Origin of the sequence: Pseudomonas sp. SH10-3B (genome assembly GCF_019891415.1) — a bacterium.
Taxonomy (GTDB): Bacteria; Pseudomonadota; Gammaproteobacteria; order Pseudomonadales; family Pseudomonadaceae; genus Aquipseudomonas.
The window spans coordinates 102,548-118,758 of the sequence record NZ_JAFLXD010000008.1; the positions used below are offsets into that span (position 1 = coordinate 102,548).

At 61.8% G+C, this 16,211-nt stretch carries 16 protein-coding genes; 8 read left to right on the top strand and 8 right to left on the bottom strand.

Annotated elements, in window-relative coordinates; all coding sequences use genetic code 11:
* Positions 1-36 precede the first annotated feature (36 nt).
* The 4 genes from J1G35_RS30875 to J1G35_RS08875 all read left to right on the top strand — a co-directional run bounded on the left by J1G35_RS30875 (position 37) and on the right by J1G35_RS08875 (position 3,582).
* Positions 37-273 (top strand): type VI secretion system contractile sheath small subunit, encoded by a 237-nt coding sequence (locus J1G35_RS30875; RefSeq protein WP_082340924.1) that lies wholly within the window; start codon positions 37-39, stop codon positions 271-273.
* Between the two features lie 197 nt (positions 274-470).
* Positions 471-1,181, top strand: a complete 711-nt coding sequence (locus J1G35_RS08865; RefSeq protein ID WP_053129823.1) for an HPP family protein — start codon at positions 471-473, stop codon at positions 1,179-1,181.
* A 142-nt stretch (positions 1,182-1,323) separates the two neighbouring features.
* On the top strand, positions 1,324-2,427 hold the full coding sequence (locus J1G35_RS08870) for an enoyl-CoA hydratase/isomerase family protein (RefSeq protein ID WP_223014682.1): 1,104 nt from the start codon (positions 1,324-1,326) through the stop codon (positions 2,425-2,427).
* Positions 2,428-2,430: 3 nt separating this feature from the next.
* Positions 2,431-3,582: an acyl-CoA dehydrogenase family protein gene (locus J1G35_RS08875; RefSeq protein WP_223014684.1), complete on the top strand. Its 1,152-nt coding sequence runs from the start codon at positions 2,431-2,433 to the stop codon at positions 3,580-3,582.
* 75 nt (positions 3,583-3,657) lie between these two features.
* Here J1G35_RS08875 and J1G35_RS08880 read toward each other — a convergent pair whose 3' ends face one another.
* The 4 genes from J1G35_RS08880 to J1G35_RS08895 are packed head-to-tail and all read right to left on the bottom strand — an operon-like array spanning position 3,658 to position 7,546.
* On the bottom strand, positions 3,658-4,431 hold the full coding sequence (locus J1G35_RS08880; protein ID WP_223014686.1) for an enoyl-CoA hydratase: 774 nt from the start codon (positions 4,429-4,431) through the stop codon (positions 3,658-3,660).
* Positions 4,432-4,442: 11 nt separating this feature from the next.
* Positions 4,443-5,570, bottom strand: coding sequence for an acyl-CoA dehydrogenase (locus J1G35_RS08885; protein WP_223014688.1), 1,128 nt, complete (start codon positions 5,568-5,570; stop codon positions 4,443-4,445).
* A 12-nt stretch (positions 5,571-5,582) separates the two neighbouring features.
* Positions 5,583-6,767, bottom strand: a complete 1,185-nt coding sequence (locus J1G35_RS08890) for an acetyl-CoA C-acyltransferase (protein WP_223014690.1) — start codon at positions 6,765-6,767, stop codon at positions 5,583-5,585.
* A gap of 11 nt (positions 6,768-6,778) precedes the next feature.
* Positions 6,779-7,546 carry an SDR family NAD(P)-dependent oxidoreductase gene (locus J1G35_RS08895; RefSeq protein ID WP_223014691.1) on the bottom strand — a complete coding sequence of 256 codons (768 nt, stop codon included), beginning with the start codon at positions 7,544-7,546 and terminating at the stop codon, positions 6,779-6,781.
* Positions 7,547-7,760: 214 nt separating this feature from the next.
* Here J1G35_RS08895 and J1G35_RS08900 point away from each other — a divergent pair, with 214 nt between their 5' ends.
* The 4 genes from J1G35_RS08900 to J1G35_RS08915 all read left to right on the top strand — a co-directional run bounded on the left by J1G35_RS08900 (position 7,761) and on the right by J1G35_RS08915 (position 13,070).
* Positions 7,761-8,654, top strand: a complete 894-nt coding sequence (locus J1G35_RS08900; protein ID WP_223014693.1) for a bestrophin family protein — start codon at positions 7,761-7,763, stop codon at positions 8,652-8,654.
* A 76-nt stretch (positions 8,655-8,730) separates the two neighbouring features.
* Positions 8,731-9,789: a HEAT repeat domain-containing protein gene (locus J1G35_RS08905; RefSeq protein ID WP_053129802.1), complete on the top strand. Its 1,059-nt coding sequence runs from the start codon at positions 8,731-8,733 to the stop codon at positions 9,787-9,789.
* Positions 9,790-9,900: 111 nt separating this feature from the next.
* Positions 9,901-11,403, top strand: coding sequence for an ATPase domain-containing protein (locus tag J1G35_RS08910; protein ID WP_053129800.1), 1,503 nt, complete (start codon positions 9,901-9,903; stop codon positions 11,401-11,403).
* Positions 11,400-13,070, top strand: a complete 1,671-nt coding sequence (locus tag J1G35_RS08915) for an ATP-binding protein (RefSeq protein WP_053129797.1) — start codon at positions 11,400-11,402, stop codon at positions 13,068-13,070. Before J1G35_RS08910 ends, J1G35_RS08915 begins: the two co-directional genes overlap by 4 nt.
* Before the next feature lie 73 nt (positions 13,071-13,143).
* Here the strand turns inward: J1G35_RS08915 and J1G35_RS08920 are convergent, their stop codons facing one another.
* The 4 genes from J1G35_RS08920 to J1G35_RS08935 form a co-directional block, all read right to left on the bottom strand.
* Positions 13,144-13,521 (bottom strand): response regulator, encoded by a 378-nt coding sequence (locus J1G35_RS08920; RefSeq protein ID WP_003217591.1) that lies wholly within the window; start codon positions 13,519-13,521, stop codon positions 13,144-13,146.
* Positions 13,522-13,599: 78 nt separating this feature from the next.
* Positions 13,600-14,793: a hybrid sensor histidine kinase/response regulator gene (locus tag J1G35_RS08925; RefSeq protein WP_053129794.1), complete on the bottom strand. Its 1,194-nt coding sequence runs from the start codon at positions 14,791-14,793 to the stop codon at positions 13,600-13,602.
* Positions 14,787-15,386 (bottom strand): chemotaxis protein CheB, encoded by a 600-nt coding sequence (locus J1G35_RS08930; RefSeq protein ID WP_223014696.1) that lies wholly within the window; start codon positions 15,384-15,386, stop codon positions 14,787-14,789. Before J1G35_RS08930 ends, J1G35_RS08925 begins: the two co-directional genes overlap by 7 nt.
* Positions 15,383-16,198 (bottom strand): protein-glutamate O-methyltransferase CheR, encoded by an 816-nt coding sequence (locus tag J1G35_RS08935; protein ID WP_053130118.1) that lies wholly within the window; start codon positions 16,196-16,198, stop codon positions 15,383-15,385. The genes J1G35_RS08930 and J1G35_RS08935 overlap by 4 nt, the downstream gene beginning before the upstream one ends.
* Positions 16,199-16,211 lie beyond the last annotated feature (13 nt).

The following is a 16,211-nucleotide window of genomic DNA, read 5'->3' on the forward strand; positions in this document are numbered from 1 at the left end:
CCAGCATCGCGGTTCACTTCGTGAGAGGACAATGCCTTGCCAAATGATCGTTTACTGGATACCCCTGCGGCCTTGGCCCGTGATGGCGTGCATATCGGCTATCTGTCTACTCCGCCGTTGGATCGACTGATGTCGCTGCGCAATGCCCTGGTGGCACTCAAAGGCCCCCTGGCCGGCGACCCAGGACTGCAGGAAAACCTGCAAAAGCAGCTGTTCAATGAAGAGGCCGATAACCGCGTATTGGGCGAACTCAACCCCTCTGTCACGCCCTGATCGACTCACGCCCGTTTGATACAGCGCCTGTAAATTCATTATTTTTGTATTTAACCCTCATTAATATGCATTGGCGCTGCCTTAACAGGCGCGGCACACTGCGCAGGTTCCTCCCCCAAATGCAGGAACTTTCGAAGGGCTTTTCCGGGCAACCAGACAAGCCTTTTTTTTGCCCGCCGTTTATGGATTTCTGTTCAATGCTCGCTCGCTGGTTTCCCGCTGCTATCAACACCCGCCCCACTGAATGGAGCCGTGCCGCCATTGGCATGGCCCTGGGTACCTTGTTCAGTGTGTGGCTGTGTGCCCAGGTCTTTGGCATGGAGGTCGCGCTGCACCTACTCGGTCCGCTGGGGGCTTCGGCGGTGTTGTTATTTGCGGTCTCGTCCGGCGCGCTGGCGCAACCTTGGTCGATCATCGGCAGCTACCTGTGCGCCGGTGTCGTGGCATTGCTGGTGGCCCGCGTCCTTGGGCGCACCCTGGGCGGTGCCTGCCTGGCGGCCGGAATGGCCGTGGTGCTGATGTGCTGGCTGCGTTGCCTGCACCCGCCCGCCGGCGGCCTTGCCATGACCCTGGTCCTCGCAGATCCAGCCTCCGCCGCCCTGGGCTGGCATGAGATGGGCGCCGTGCTGCTCGGCGCCGGCACCCTGCTCGCCTGTGCCCTGGCCTACAACAATGCCACGCGCACGCGCTACCCCAAGGGCGCGGTTGAGTCACCGACGGCTATTTTGAACCGCCCGAATGCCGGCCGTGATCCTGCCGTGACCGCCGCCGACCTGAAGCTGGCGCTGGCCGAAATGGAGCAGTTCTATGATGTGGCGCCCACAGAGCTGGAGCAGCTGATTCACGCAGCCGAAACCCACGCGCGCCGCCGCAGCATCGGCGAAGTCCTGGCAAGTCGCGTGCCCTGAGCCGGATCACCGGCTCCCTGCATAAATGCAAAAACGACCTGCATGATTCCGGGTTGTACTGTGCAAATTTGCACTGGTACTCTCACGAGAGTGTTCGCGCACGAACATCTTGATAAAGAACAATAAAAGCAGGGAGTTATAGATGACTGCTCAGGTTTCAAGCGAAGCAAGCAGTGCCGATAGGCTTGAGGAAGACGTACTGGCCGAGGTACGCAACCATATCGGCCACCTCACCCTGAACCGCCCCTCCGGCTTGAACGCCCTCACCCTGGACATGGTCCGCCGCCTGACGCAACAGCTGCAGGCCTGGTCAGACGACCCGCAGGTGCATGGCGTAGTCCTGCGCGGTGCGGGCGAAAAGGCTTTCTGTGCCGGCGGCGATATCCGTTCCCTGTATGACAGCTTCAAGCGCGGCGACACCTTGCACGAAGACTTCTTCGTCGAGGAATACGCGCTGGACCTGGCCATCCACCATTACCGTAAGCCCGTATTGGCGTTGATGGACGGGTTTGTCCTGGGCGGCGGCATGGGGCTGGTGCAAGGCGCGGATTTGCGCGTCGTCACCGAGCGCAGCCGCCTGGCAATGCCGGAAGTGGCCATCGGTTACTTCCCCGATGTGGGTGGCAGCTACTTCCTGCCACGCATCCCGGGGGAACTGGGGATCTACCTCGGCGTTACCGGCGTGCAGATCCGCGCCGCTGACGCACTCTACTGCGGGCTGGCGGACTGGTACCTGGACAGTGCCAGACTCGCCGACCTGGACCAGAAGCTCGATAGCCTGCAATGGCACGAATCGCCGCTCAAAGACCTGCAAGGCGTGCTGGCCAAGCTGGCTGTACAGCGGCTGCCCGACCCGCCGTTGGCCGCATTGCGCCCAGCTATCGACCACTTCTTCGGCCTGCCGGATATTCCGAGCATCGTCGAGCAACTCCAGGAAGTCACCGTCGCCGACAGCCATGAGTGGGCATTGAACACCGTGCACCTGATGCAAACCCGCTCGCCCCTGGCCATGGCCGTGACCTTGGAAATGCTGCGACGCGGCCGGCGCTTGCCGTTGGAGCAGTGCTTTGCCCTGGAACTGCACCTCGACCGCCAATGGTTCGAACGCGGCGACCTGATCGAAGGGGTCCGCGCGCTGATCATCGACAAAGACAAGAACCCTCGCTGGAACCCGCCGACGCTCCATGGGCTAGACAAAAGCCATGTCGACAGCTTCTTCCATCACTTCGAGCAGGTTGCGAAATAAGCCATGCAAGATATTGAATACACTGAAGAACAGGTAATGATCCGCGACATGGCGCGCGACTTCGCCCGTGGCGAGATTGCCCCTCACGCCCAAGCTTGGGAGAAAGCTGGCTGGATCGACGACGCCCTCGTGGCGAAGATGGGCGAACTGGGCCTGCTGGGCATGGTAGTGCCGGAAGAATGGGGCGGCACCTATGTCGATTACGTCGCCTATGCACTCGCGGTGGAGGAAATTTCCGCAGGTGATGGCGCTACCGGCGCGCTGATGAGTATCCATAATTCAGTCGGTTGCGGGCCAATCCTCAACTACGGCACAACAGAGCAAAAACAAACCTGGCTGGCCGACCTCGCCAGTGGCCAGGCGATTGGCTGTTTCTGCCTGACCGAACCCCAGGCCGGCTCCGAAGCACACAACCTGCGCACGCGCGCCGAACTGCGCGACGGCCAGTGGGTGATCAATGGCGCCAAGCAGTTCGTCAGTAACGGCAAGCGCGCCAAACTGGCCATCGTGTTTGCCGTGACCGATCCAGACCTGGGCAAAAAAGGCATCTCCGCGTTCCTGGTGCCCACCGACACCGCTGGGTTTGTGGTCGACCGCACTGAGCACAAGATGGGTATTCGGGCCTCGGACACCTGCGCCGTCACCCTGAACCAATGCAGCGTGCCCGAGGCCAACCTGCTTGGCGAGCGCGGTAAAGGCCTGGCCATCGCCCTGTCCAACCTCGAAGGCGGTCGCATCGGTATTGCCGCCCAAGCCCTGGGCATCGCCCGTGCGGCCTTTGAGGCAGCGCTGGCCTACGCTCGCGACCGGGTGCAGTTCGACAAGCCGATCATCGAACACCAAAGCGTGGCCAACCTGCTGGCGGATATGCAAACCCGCTTGAACGCTGCCCGCTTACTGATCCTGCACGCGGCGCGCCTACGCAGCGCCGGCAAGCCCTGCCTCTCGGAAGCGTCCCAGGCCAAGCTGTTTGCCTCGGAAATGGCCGAGAAAGTCTGCTCCAGTGCGATGCAGATTCATGGCGGCTATGGCTATCTGGAGGATTACCCAGTGGAGCGTTACTACCGGGATGCGCGGATCACGCAGATTTACGAAGGGACCAGCGAGATACAGCGGATGGTGATTGCCAGAGAGCTCAAGCACTACCAGCTCTAACTGACACACCACAAAACAAATGTGGGAGGGGGCAAGCCCCCTCCCACATTTGATCCTGAGTTCTTGAGGGGTCGCTTACTTATCCTTGAACTCCGGCGCACGCTTGCCCACAAATGCTGCCATGCCTTCCTTCTGATCCTGCGTCGCGAACGCCGCGTGGAACACCCGGCGCTCAAAGCGCACCCCCTCGGACAAGCTCACTTCAAACGCACGGTTCACGCTTTCCTTGACCATCATGCTGATCGGCACCGATTTGCCGGCAATCAGCGTGGCGACTTTCAGCGCCTCGTCGAGCAGTTCATCGGCGGGCACGATGCGCGCGACAATCCCGCAGCGCTCGGCTTCCACCGCATCGATAAAACGCCCGGTCAGGCACATTTCCATGGCCTTGGCCTTGCCCACGGCGCGGGTCAGGCGTTGGGTGCCGCCCATGCCTGGCAACACGCCGAGGTTGATTTCCGGCTGGCCGAACTTGGCGCCGTCACCGGCCAGGATAAAATCGCACATCAGCGCCAGTTCGCAGCCGCCGCCCAGGGCGAAGCCGTTGACCGCGGCGATGATCGGCTTGCGCCGGTTGGCCACGCGGTCACTGTCGCTGAACAGGTCGTCGAGGTAGATCTGCGGGTAGGTCAGCTCGGCCATTTCCTTGATGTCCGCACCGGCAGCGAAGGCTTTTTTCGAGCCGGTCAAGACGATGCAGCCAATTTCCGGGTTGGCTTCCAGGCCATCCAGGGCCTGGTTCAACTCACTGACCAACTGCGCATTCAGGGCATTCAGGGCTTGAGGGCGGTTGAGGGTAATCAGCCCGACGCGGCCTTGGACTTCGAGCAAAATCGTTTCGTAACTCATGTATCGGCTCCTTAGAGATTGCGTGAGATGACCATGCGTTGAATATCGCTGGTGCCTTCGTAAATCTGGCAAACCCGCACATCGCGGTAGATCCGCTCCACGGGGAAGTCGCTCAGGTAACCGTAACCGCCGAGGGTTTGCAAGGCGGCGGAACAGACTTTCTCGGCCATTTCCGAGGCGAACAGCTTGGCCATCGAGGCCTCCACCAGGGCGGGCTTGCCACTGTCACGCAGCGCAGCGGCGTAATGCACCATCTGCCGCGCCACGGCAATTTGCGTGGCCATGTCCGCCAGGCGAAAAGCCACGGCCTGGTGTTCAATGATGGGCTTGCCAAAGCTCTCGCGCTCACGGGCGTAGTCGCGGGCCGCTTCAAAGGCTGCACGGGCCATGCCCACCGATTGCGAGGCGATGCCGACGCGACCGCCTTCAAGGTTGGCCAGGGCGATCTTGTAGCCCTCGCCCTCCTCCCCAAGACGGTTAGCCACCGGCACCTTTACATCCTCGAACAGGATCTGGCAGGTATCGGACGCATGCTGGCCGAGCTTGTCCTCGACCCGCGCCACGCTATAGCCCGGCGAATCGGTGGGCACGATAAACGCGCTGATCCCACGCTTGCCCGCTGCCGGGTCGGTCACCGCAAACACAATCACTACCCCGGCATTCTGGCCGGAGGTGATGAACTGTTTGCAGCCGTTGAGCACGTAATGATCGCCTTCAAGGCGTGCGCGGGCTTTCAAGCCGCTGGCATCCGAGCCGGCCTGGGGTTCAGTCAGGGCGAACGCAGCGAGCATGGCGCCACTGGCCAGGGGCTTGAGGAATTGCGCCTTCTGCTGATCGTTGCCGAAAGTGAGGATAGGCACGCAGCCTACCGAGTTGTGCACGCTCATGATGGTCGAGCAGGCGCCGTCACCGGCGGCGATTTCCTCCAGGGCCATGGCGTAGGCCAGGTAACCGGTGTCGCACCCGCCCCACTGTTCCGGCACCAGCATGCCGAAAAAGCCCAGTTCGGCCATCTCGCTGATGGCTTCCTTGGGAAAGCGGTGCTCACGGTCCCATTCGGCGGCAAACGGCTTGAGCCGCTCCTGGGCAAATTGCCGGGCCGCGTCGCTGATTTGCAGTTGTTCGTCATTGGGCAGCATGGGGATCAGTCCTTAATACAGGCATTCAACGGCCATGGCCGTGGCTTCACCACCGCCGATGCAAATGGCAGCAACGCCACGCTTGAGGCCTTTCTGGCGCAGGGCCGAGAGCAGGGTCACCAGGATCCGCGCGCCGGATGCGCCAATCGGATGGCCCAGGGCGCAGGCGCCGCCGTGGATATTGACCTTGGCATGGGGAATTTCCAGCTTGCTCATGGTCACCAGGCTGACCACGGCAAAGGCTTCGTTGATTTCGAACAGATCGACGTCGGCGATGCTCCAGCCGGTCTTGCTCATCAACTTACGAATCGCCCCCACCGGCGCCACTGGAAACAGCCCCGGCTCATCGGCAAACGCGGTGTGCCCGTGGATCACCGCGAGTGGTTTAAGGCCGCGCTTCTGTGCCTCGGACTCACGCATCAACAGCAACGCTGCCGCGCCGTCGGAAATCGAGCTGGAATTGGCCGCCGTGACGGTGCCACCTTCGCGGAACGCCGGTTTCAGGCTGGGGATTTTTTCCAGCTTGGCCTTGGGGGGTTGTTCGTCATGCAGGATGGTTTTCTGCTCTTTGCCGACGGTGACCTGTACCGGGACAATTTCGGCGGCGAAGCTGCCATGGGCGATTGCTTCTTGCGCACGGGTCAGCGAAGCGATGGCGAACGCATCCTGTGTCTCACGACTGAAGCCGTTCAGCTGCGCGCATTCCTCGGCAAAGGTGCCCATCAGGCGGCCCTTGTCGTAGGCATCCTCCAGGCCGTCGAGAAACATGTGGTCGAGCACGCGGCCGTGGCCCATGCGGTAGCCGCTGCGGGCGCGATCCAGCAGGTACGGCGCGTTGGACATGCTTTCCATGCCCCCGGCGATCACCACATCGACACTGCCCGCCAGCAGCGAGTCATGGGCCAGGATCGCCGCCTCCATGCCCGAGCCGCACATCTTGTTGAGGGTGGTGCAGCGTGTGGACTTGTCCAGGCCCGCGCCCAGGGCGGCTTGGCGCGCAGGTGCCTGGCCGAGGCCGGCGGGCAGCACGCAACCAAACAACACTTCATCCACGGCGTCGCTGGCAATGCCGGCGCGCTCGACCGCTGCACGGATGGCGGCGGAACCCAATTGCGGCGCGGTCAGGCCCTTGAGGTCGCCCTGGAACCCGCCCATGGGCGTGCGCACGGCGCTGACGATGACGATAGGATCGGTCATGGAAGTGCTCCTTACTTGGCAGCCATGCGCAAGGCGCCGTCGAGACGGATCACCTCGCCATTGAGCATGCTGTTTTCAATGATGTGCCGCACCAGTGCGGCGTACTCGGCGGGTTTGCCCAGGCGCGGCGGAAACGGCACGCCGGCGGCCAGGGAGTCGCGCACTTCGGGGGTCATGCCGGCCATCATCGGTGTTTCGAAAATGCCCGGGGCGATGGTCATCACCCGAATACCGAAGCGCGCCAGCTCACGGGCCGCGGGCAACGTGAGGCTGGCAATCGCGCCTTTGGACGCGGCGTAGGCCGCCTGGCCGATCTGCCCGTCAAAGGCCGCCACGGAGGCGGTGTTGATGATCACGCCGCGCTCGCCATCGGCATTCGCTTCGGTTTCAGCGATGGCCGCTGCCGCCAGGCGCAACAGGTTGAAGCTGCCGATCAGGTTGACGTTGATCACCTGGGCAAAGCTGGCCAGGCCATGAGGGCCATTCTTACCGAGGATCTTTTCACCGCGTACCACGCCCGCGCAGTTGACCAAACCATGCAAGCCGCCAAACGCCGCGACCGTTGCCTGCACGGCGGCTTCGGCAGCCGCTTCCTGGCTGATATCCGCCACTGCGCTGCGGGCGTTGTCGCCGAGCTGCTTGGCCTTGGCGGCTACGGCGTCGGCGTTCAAGTCCACCAGCATCACTTTGGCGCCGGCCGCTACGAGCATTTCAGCGGTGGCTGCGCCCAGGCCTGACGCGCCGCCACTGACGAGGAAAATCTTGTTCTGAATCTGCATCATTGTTTCCTTGAACTGTGCATCAACTAAGGACGGAACCCGGGAAATAGTCGCCCCGCAGCGCTGCAGCGGCAATGGTCAAAGCCTTCAACTTGGCTGACTGGTTTGGCCAATCATCGACCCCGCTGATCGGCCGGTCAGCCCAAGCGATTGGACGTCGATCGCGCGAGCTCCTAACCTGAGGGCCTGCGCAACCGAAGAAGTCCTGCTCCCGATGATCTTGCGTCCCAAACCCAACCTCCTGGGTATCCTGTTCTCCCTCAAGGGCTCGATTGCCAAGCGCATCGCGCTGCGCAGCCTGCTGGTAACGTTGCTGGCCTCGGTGATCGTGCTGGTGGAAACCCTGCACCCGGCGTACTTCTCCAAAGTTAATGCCACGCCGTTTACGCTGCTGGGGCTGTCGCTGTCGATCTTCATGAGCTTTCGCAATAACGCCTGCTATGACCGCTGGTGGGAAGGTCGCAAGCAGTTGGGGCAGATGATCATCGATGTGCGCTCGCTGATTCGCCAAACCCAGGTACTCAGCGACCCGGCCGAACGTGCCGCCCTGCTGCGCGCACTGTGCGGGTTTGCCCACGGCCTGATCGCGCGTTTGCGCCATGAAGATGAAGCCCGGGCAATCCAGCCCTGGAGCGAGGTGGACAGCCGCCACCCCAATCTCCCGGACAAGCTGTTGCAGGCGGTCGGTGCGCGGTTTTCCGTACTGACCGAGCAAGGCGTGCTCAGCGAATGGCGCTACACCCAGCTGGAAACCCGGTTGGTCAGCCTCAGCCAGGTCCAGGCCTCATGCGAACGTATCAAGACCACCCCGCTGCCCTTCCCCTATACCTTGCTGCTGCACCGCACCATCTACCTGTTCTGCATTCTGTTGCCGTTCGCTATGGCCGAGCCACTGGGCTGGCTGACGCCGGTGTTCACCGCAATCGTCAGCTACACCTTCTTTGGCCTGGATGAAATCGGCGATGACCTGGAAGACCCCTTCGGCTTCGACGAAAACGACCTGCCCTGCAATGCGCTGCTGCGCACCCTGGAGCGCGAGGTGCTCGCCGCGCTGGGCGAAACCGACTTGCCGCCAGCCCTGGAGCCGGTGGAATACGTGCTCACCTGACACAGGTTTGACACCTGCCCTGGTCTGACCGAAGCTGATGGCTTTGCTCTAGCTGCCCAAGCTTTCGGACGCCTGCATGTCAAAGTCACGCCGTTACTCCATCGTCGGCCTGTGCGCCCTGTTGTTGATTGTGCTGATCACCTGGTATTTCTCCCGCAACACCCAGGTGGCCGTGCCTCCCGCCATTGCCCATGGTTACTCCAAAGCCCTGAAACAGGCGCACAACGGTGAGCCAGGCGCCGCGCGCGTGCTGTATCAGCAATTGGGCCGGCCGGACCTGACACCCGAGCGCCGCGCCGCGTTGCACGTCGAACTGCCCAACTACCCCAGCCCCCAAGCCTTGAAGCTCGCGGATAAAGACCTCAGCAGCGAATCACCGCGGGTACGCGAGGCCGCCATCCACAGCATTGTCGGCCTGGTGCCGACCGGCCAACGCACGCTGTTGCTCGGCCCGGCGCTGGATGACCCCGAGCAGGAGGTGCGCTTTGCCGCCGCGAATGCCTTGCTCGGACTGTCGCCCGATACCCTGGGGCTGTATTTCGGACCGTTGCAGCAAGTACTCGATGAATTCGTGAAGAAGCTCAAGGCCCAGCCCGAAACCGCCGAAGGCTGGATTCAACTGGCACGCCTGTACATCCACAGCGCCCTGTTGCCCGAGGCGCAACATGCCCTGGAGCAGGCCATGCGCCTGCAACCGGATAACCTGCAGGCCGTGGTGGCTCAAATCGAATTGCTGGATAAGCAGGGCAAGACCGACGATTCCCGCCAGTTGTTGGCGCGGCAATTGGCGGCGCATCCCGAATCGGCCTACCTGCAGCACGCCCTCGGCATGTGGTTGCTGCACCACGGCGAGCGTCCTTATGCGCTGCTGGGCCTGTCCAAGGCGGTGGAGTTGGAGCCGGACAACCAGGATTATCGTTATGACCTGGCCACCACCCTGCACGCCCAGCAGGAACTGGAAGCCGCCCAGCGCCAATTGGAAGAAATCATCCAGCGCCACCCGGCCAATCGCAAGGCGCGGGTGCTGCTGGTCAACTACTGGAAAGAAAGCGGCCAATTGCAGAATGTGCAGGTGCTGCTTGCCCAGCTCGAACAGCAAAATCCTGACGATCCGGCCCTGCAGCAAGGCCTGTAGGCGCAATAATCGCGCATCAATTTGAACCGCCGCAAAGCACTACGGTCAAGAGAACATGGCGCGTCCACAAGGGCGCGCATCCTCTACTCGTATGTGACCTGAGGGCACTTCTTGTCTACATCCAAAGCGTTGTTAACCGAAAAAGCAGCCATCGGCATCGAAGGTCTTGATGACATTCTTTGCGGCGGGCTATCGCGCAGCCACCTGTTCCTGCTGGAAGGTGAACCTGGCACCGGTAAAACCACGGTCGCCCTGCACTTCTTGCAGGCCGGGGCGAAAGAGGGTGAGCGAACGCTGTACATCACACTGTCCGAAACCGAGCGCGAGTTACGCCAGGGCGCCGAGTCCCATGGTTGGGAGCTGGACGACAATATCCATATCTTTGAGCTGACCCCGCCGGAGAGTCTGCTGGATGCCGAGCATCAGCAAAGCCTGCTGTACTCCTCCGACCTGGAGCTGGGCGAAGCCACCCGGCAGATCTTCGAAGTGGTGGAGCGGGTCAAGCCGACCCGCGTCGTGATCGACAGCCTCTCGGAAATCCGCCTGCTGGCGCAAAGCTCGTTGCGCTATCGCCGGCAGATCCTGGCGATCAAGCATTACTTCGTGCGCTATGACGCCACCGTGCTGCTGCTCGACGACCTGACCACCGAGTCCCTCGACAAAACCGTGCACAGCGTGGCCCACGGCGTGATTCGCCTGGAAGAACTGACCCCCAACTACGGCGCTGAACGCCGTCGCGTGCGGGTGGTGAAGTATCGCGGGCAAAAATACCGGGGTGGTTTTCACGACTTCACCATCATGCACGATGGCATCCACGTGTTCCCGCGCCTGGTCGCGGCCGAGCATCGTGGCGGTTATGTGCGTCAGACGTTGAGCAGCGGCATTCGCGAGCTGGATGCGTTGATGGGCGGCGGTGTCGAGACGGGCTCCAGCAGCCTGATCCTCGGCCCGGCCGGTACCGGCAAATCGCTGATCTCGATGATCTTCGCCGCAGCCGCGGTAGCCCGTGGCGAAAAAGCCGCGCTGTTTATCTTCGATGAAGAACTGGGCTTGCTGTTCGAACGCATGAACAACATGGGCATTGACCTCGCCGCCCTGCAAGCCACTGGCAACCTGCTGATCGAGCAAGTGGACGCCGCCGAACTGTCGCCCGGCGAGTTCTCCCACCGCGTGCGCCGTTGCGTGGATGAGCGCGGCATCAAGACCGTGGTCATCGACAGCATCAACGGTTACCAGGCGGCGATGCCGGAAGAAAACGCGCTGATCCTGCACATGCATGAACTGCTGCTGTACCTCAACCGCCGTGGCGCGGCGACGTTCATGACCGTCGCGCAACACGGGCTGGTCGGCGACATGCAGGCGCCGGTTGACATCACTTACCTGGCCGATACGGTGATCCTGTTGCGTTACTTCGAGGCCCTGGGCAAGGTGCGCCGCGCCATCTCGATCATCAAGAAGCGCACTGGCGCGCACGAGTCGACTATCCGTGAATACCGTATCGGTAGCGGCGGCATGACCGTCGGTGAGCCGCTGGATAACTTCCAGGGTGTCTTGCGCGGGATCCCGACCTACATGGGCGCGGGCTCCCCTTTGCTCAAGGAAGAGGGCGTGTGACGGCGATTTCCCCTCTATCCGAGCGCGCAATCGTCCTGGCGCCAATGGGCCGTGACGGCTCGTTGGCCCTGATGATGCTCAACGAGGCCGGCTACAGCGGGGTCATCGCCAGCAACCTGACGGTGCTGTGCGAAGCCCTGGAACAAGGCGCCGGCCTGTTGATCATTGCGGCCGAAGCGTTGCGTGGCGCGGACCTCGAACCCCTGCTGGAACATCTGCATCAGCAGCCCGCATGGTCTGACCTGCCGATCGTGCTGATGACCCACCATGGCGGTACCGAGCAGAACGGCTCATCCCACCTCAGCGGCTTGCTGGGCAATGTAACCTTCCTGGAGCGGCCGTTCCATCCGGTCACGCTGATCAGCCTGGTGAGCGCCGCCCTGCGCGGCCGGCGCCGGCAATATGATGCGCGCGACAGGCTGATCGACCTGAGCGAAAGCGAACTGCGCCTGCAGCGCACCCTGGAGACCCTTGAACAGCAAGTCGAGGAGCGCACGGCGCAGTTGCGCAGCAACGAAGAAGCCCTGCGCCAGTCGCAAAAAATGGAAGCCGTCGGCCAGTTGACAGGCGGTATCGCCCACGACTTCAACAATATGCTGACCGGCATCATCGGCAGCCTGGAGCTGTTGCGACGGCGCGTGTCCCGCGGCAAGTTGGACGACCTCGACAGCCTGATCGACCTCGGCGTGACCTCCGCCAACCGCGCCGCCGGCCTGACCCACCGCCTGTTGGCGTTCTCGCGGCGTCAGTCGCTGGATTCCAAGCCGGTTCAGATCAACCAGCTGGTCACGTCCATGGGCGAGTTACTGCAACGCAGCCTTAACGAAAGCATCGTCTTGGACATGCGCCTCGACCCTCTGTTGTGGACCGCCGAAGCCGATCCCAATCAACTCGAAAGCGCCCTGCTCAACCTGGCCCTCAACGCCCGGGATGCCATGCCGGGTGGCGGCCGGCTGATTGTCGATACCAGCAACCGCCACCTTGACAGCGTGTTCACCGCCGCCTACGGCACACTCACGCCCGGCGACTATGTGGAGCTGAGCGTCAGCGACACCGGCTGTGGCATACCGGAAAGCCTGCTTGGCCGGGTATTCGACCCCTTCTTCACCACCAAGCCCATCGGCCAGGGTACCGGCCTGGGCTTGTCGATGATCTACGGTTTTGCGCGCCAGTCACGCGGGCATGTCACCCTGCACAGTGAGGTGGGCAAAGGCACCACGGTGAGTCTGTTCCTGCCGCGCTTTATCGGTGAAGTCACTGCGGACACGCCGTTGGACCCTGCCCTGCTGCCCGTCGCCACTACCGGTGAAACCGTGCTGATCGTCGAGGACGACCCGGCGGTGCGCGTGCTGGTCAGCCAGGTATTGAGCGAGCTGGGCTATGCGTTTGTCGAAGCGGGGGATGCTGACACTGCATTGCCCATCATCGAGTCCGGCCAGCGCATTGACCTGATGATCAGCGACGTGGGGCTGCCAGGGATGAATGGACGGCAACTGGCAGAGATTGGCAGGCAGGTTCGCCCGGACCTGAAGGTGTTGTTTATTACCGGGTATGCCGAACATGCGGCGGTGCGTGGCGGGTTCCTGGATCCAGGTATGCAGTTGATCACCAAGCCCTTCACCTTTGATTTGTTGACCGCCAAGGTGCGGGAGATGATCCGGGCGTGAATGACTATTAGCCCAATAGCGTCATTCAGGCTCGTGAGAGCCTGATACGCCATCAGACTGGGACTGGCTCACCTTACGCCAACAACCGCTGGATATGCTCCTGCAACGTATCCAGATCAAACGGCTTGGCCAGGATCGGTGCATTGCGCGTGATCGGGCTGTTGCAGTCGAGAATTTCCTGCGGATAGCCGCTGATAAAAATCACCTTCAGCTCCGGGCGCAACTTGATCGCCGGCTCGGCGATCTGCACGCCGGAAATGCCGCCCGGCAGGCGGTAGTCGGTGACCATCAGGTCCAGGTGCGGCTTGGTTGCCAGGATTTCGAAGGCCTGCTCGCCATCGATCGCCTTCAACACCCGATACCCGAGGCCAGCCAGGTACTCACCCAGCACAAACATAATGGATTCGTCGTCCTCGACGATCAGAACGACATCTTGTGCATCTTCACTCATGGGAAGCCTTTGTCCGGTCAATTGCTGCAATTACGACCATGGGGTCACGCAGAGGTTGCGTCGGGGTGACGATTGATTTCATGCCGACGGTTCCAGGGGCAGGCACACCCGAAACAAGGCGCCCTCGCCTATCCGGCTCTCAACCTCAATGGTGCCGCCATGGGCCGCAACGATCTGCTCTGAAATAAACAGCCCGAGGCCCAGTCCGGCCGCTACCTGGCTGGCCGAGACACGCTCGAACTGTTGGAAAATGCGCTTCTGGTTCTCTTCACTGATGCCGATCCCGCGGTCACGCACTTCCACTCTGGCTTCGCCATGCTCGGCATACACGCGCACATCCACCGGGCTCTTGGCCCCGTAGCGCAAGGCGTTGGTCAGCAGATTGGTGACCACCTGCTCAATGCGGAATTCGTCCCAGTTGCCTTCCACGGGCTCTTCGGCCACCAGCTGCATGGACGAGTCCGCCGCCGCCACTTGCGGCGCGAAGTTCTCCACCAGGTTGCGTACCAGTTGCGCCAGGTCGAAGCGCCCGGGGCGAATCGACAGTTTGCCGGTGCGGATGCGCGACACGTCGAGCATGTCTTCGATCAGGCGGATCAGGCTTTGGATCTGCCGCTCATCGCGGTCGACCATGGCGTGCATCTTGTCCAGGGTAAACGCGGCGGCATTGTCCCGCGCCAGGTGCATCTTGCGCAGCTGGGTTTCGAGGATCAGGCCGTTAAGCGGCGTACGCACTTCATGGGCGACGATCGACATGAAGTCATCACGCATGCGCACCGCCTGCTCCAGCTCGGCCTGGGTAGCCTGCAGGCGAGTGAGCAACAGCTCCTGCTCGCGGCGACTGCGCTCCAGGGCCTCCACTTGCTGCTTCATCGCCTTGCTCTGGCGATACAGGTCGACGAACACATTGACCTTGCTCTTGACCGCGTGGATATCCAGCGGTTTGTGCAAAAAGTCTACAGCGCCGCTTTCATAGCCCTTGAACGCGTAATTAAGCTCACGGCCGGCGGCACTGACGAACACAATCGGGATGTTCTTGGTTTTTTCGGTGCCGCGCATCAACTCGGCCAGCTCGAAGCCGTTCATACCGGGCATCTGCACGTCGAGAATCGCCATGGCGAACTCGTGCTCCAGCAACAGGGACAAGGCCTCGTCGGCACTCAGTGCCTTGAAGACCTGGCGATCCTCGCGCTTGATCAGCGCTTCGAGGGCCAGCAGGTTTTCCGGCAGATCGTCGACGATCAGCAGTTTGGCCTGGACAGTACTTAACATGGTGAGGATTCCAGGGAAGCCAGCAATGCGGCAATGCGGCTCAAGGTCAGAATATGGTCAGGTGTATGCAGGGCCAGGGCTGCCCGCGGCATCACGGCAATCCGCGCTTCGCTGGGGTCCTGTACCACTGTGGTGCCGCCCGATTGCTTGACATGGGCCATCCCGTGGGCGCCGTCCTGGTTGGCCCCGGTCAGCAGAATCGCCATCAGGCCCTTGCCATAGGCATCGGCGGCGGAGGCGAAGAGGTAATCGATGGCCGGCCGGGAATGGTGTATCCGATCTTCCTGGCTCAGGGACAGGCTGCGGTCATGCTCTACGGAAAGGTGATAGCCGGGACCGGCGAAATACAACGTGCCCGCCTGGATCACCTCCTTGTCCTGCCCTTCCCGCACCGGAATCGCCAGGCGCCGCGCAAAGACTTCCGCCAGTTGGCTACGGCGCTCATCCGGCAGATGCAGCACGGCAACGATCGGCAGGCCAAAGGTGTCAGGCAGCGCGGCAAAAATATTCAGCAAGGCCTCGACGCCGCCGGCGGAAGCGCCGACGACGATGGCTTCAATCCCGCGAATCGGGTTGGCTGCAACGTCGTTCATGATTTTCGGTAGATCCGTTCCTGCTTGACCAAGGGTTCGAACTGCTTGCTGTAGGCGGAAAAATCCAGGGTTTCCTTACTGCCCAGCACCAGGAAGCCGCGATGGCACAGCGACTCATGAAACAATCCGAACGCCCGATCCTGCAACTTTTTATTGAAATAAATCAATACGTTACGACATGAAATTAATTGAGTTTCTGAGAACACGCTATCGGTCGCCAGACTGTGGTCGGCGAACGTCACGTTTTCGCGCAGCGTCTTGTCGAAGATGGCGTAATCGTAGGCCGCCGTGTAGTAGTCGGCAAATGATCGCTGCCCCCCGGCCTGCTGATAATTGGCCGTGTAGGCGCGCACATTCTCCAGCGAGAAAATGCCCTGCTTGGCTTTATCCAGCGACGCCGGGTTGATGTCCGTGGCGTAGATGATCGTGCGCTCCAGCAGCCCCTCTTCACGCAACAGGATGGCCATGGAGTAGACCTCCTCCCCCGTGCTGCAGCCGGCGATCCAGATCTTGATCGACGGATACGTCTTGAGCAGCGGCACCACTTCCTGACGGATCGCCAGGAAGTGCGAAGGGTCGCGAAACATCTCGCTCACCGGGATCGTCAGAAATTGCAGCAGCTGCATGAACGCTGCCGGATCGTGCAGCACCCGCTCCTGCAGCGCAGAAATGGTCGCGCAGTCAAACTGGCGCAAGGCATGGGCCACGCGACGTTTGACCGACGCACCGGAGTAGTCGCGAAAGTCGTAGCTGTACTTGAGGTAAATCGCCTCGATCAACAGGCGCAGCTCAATATCGCTGCTCTTCTCCAAAAAACGTCGCTCC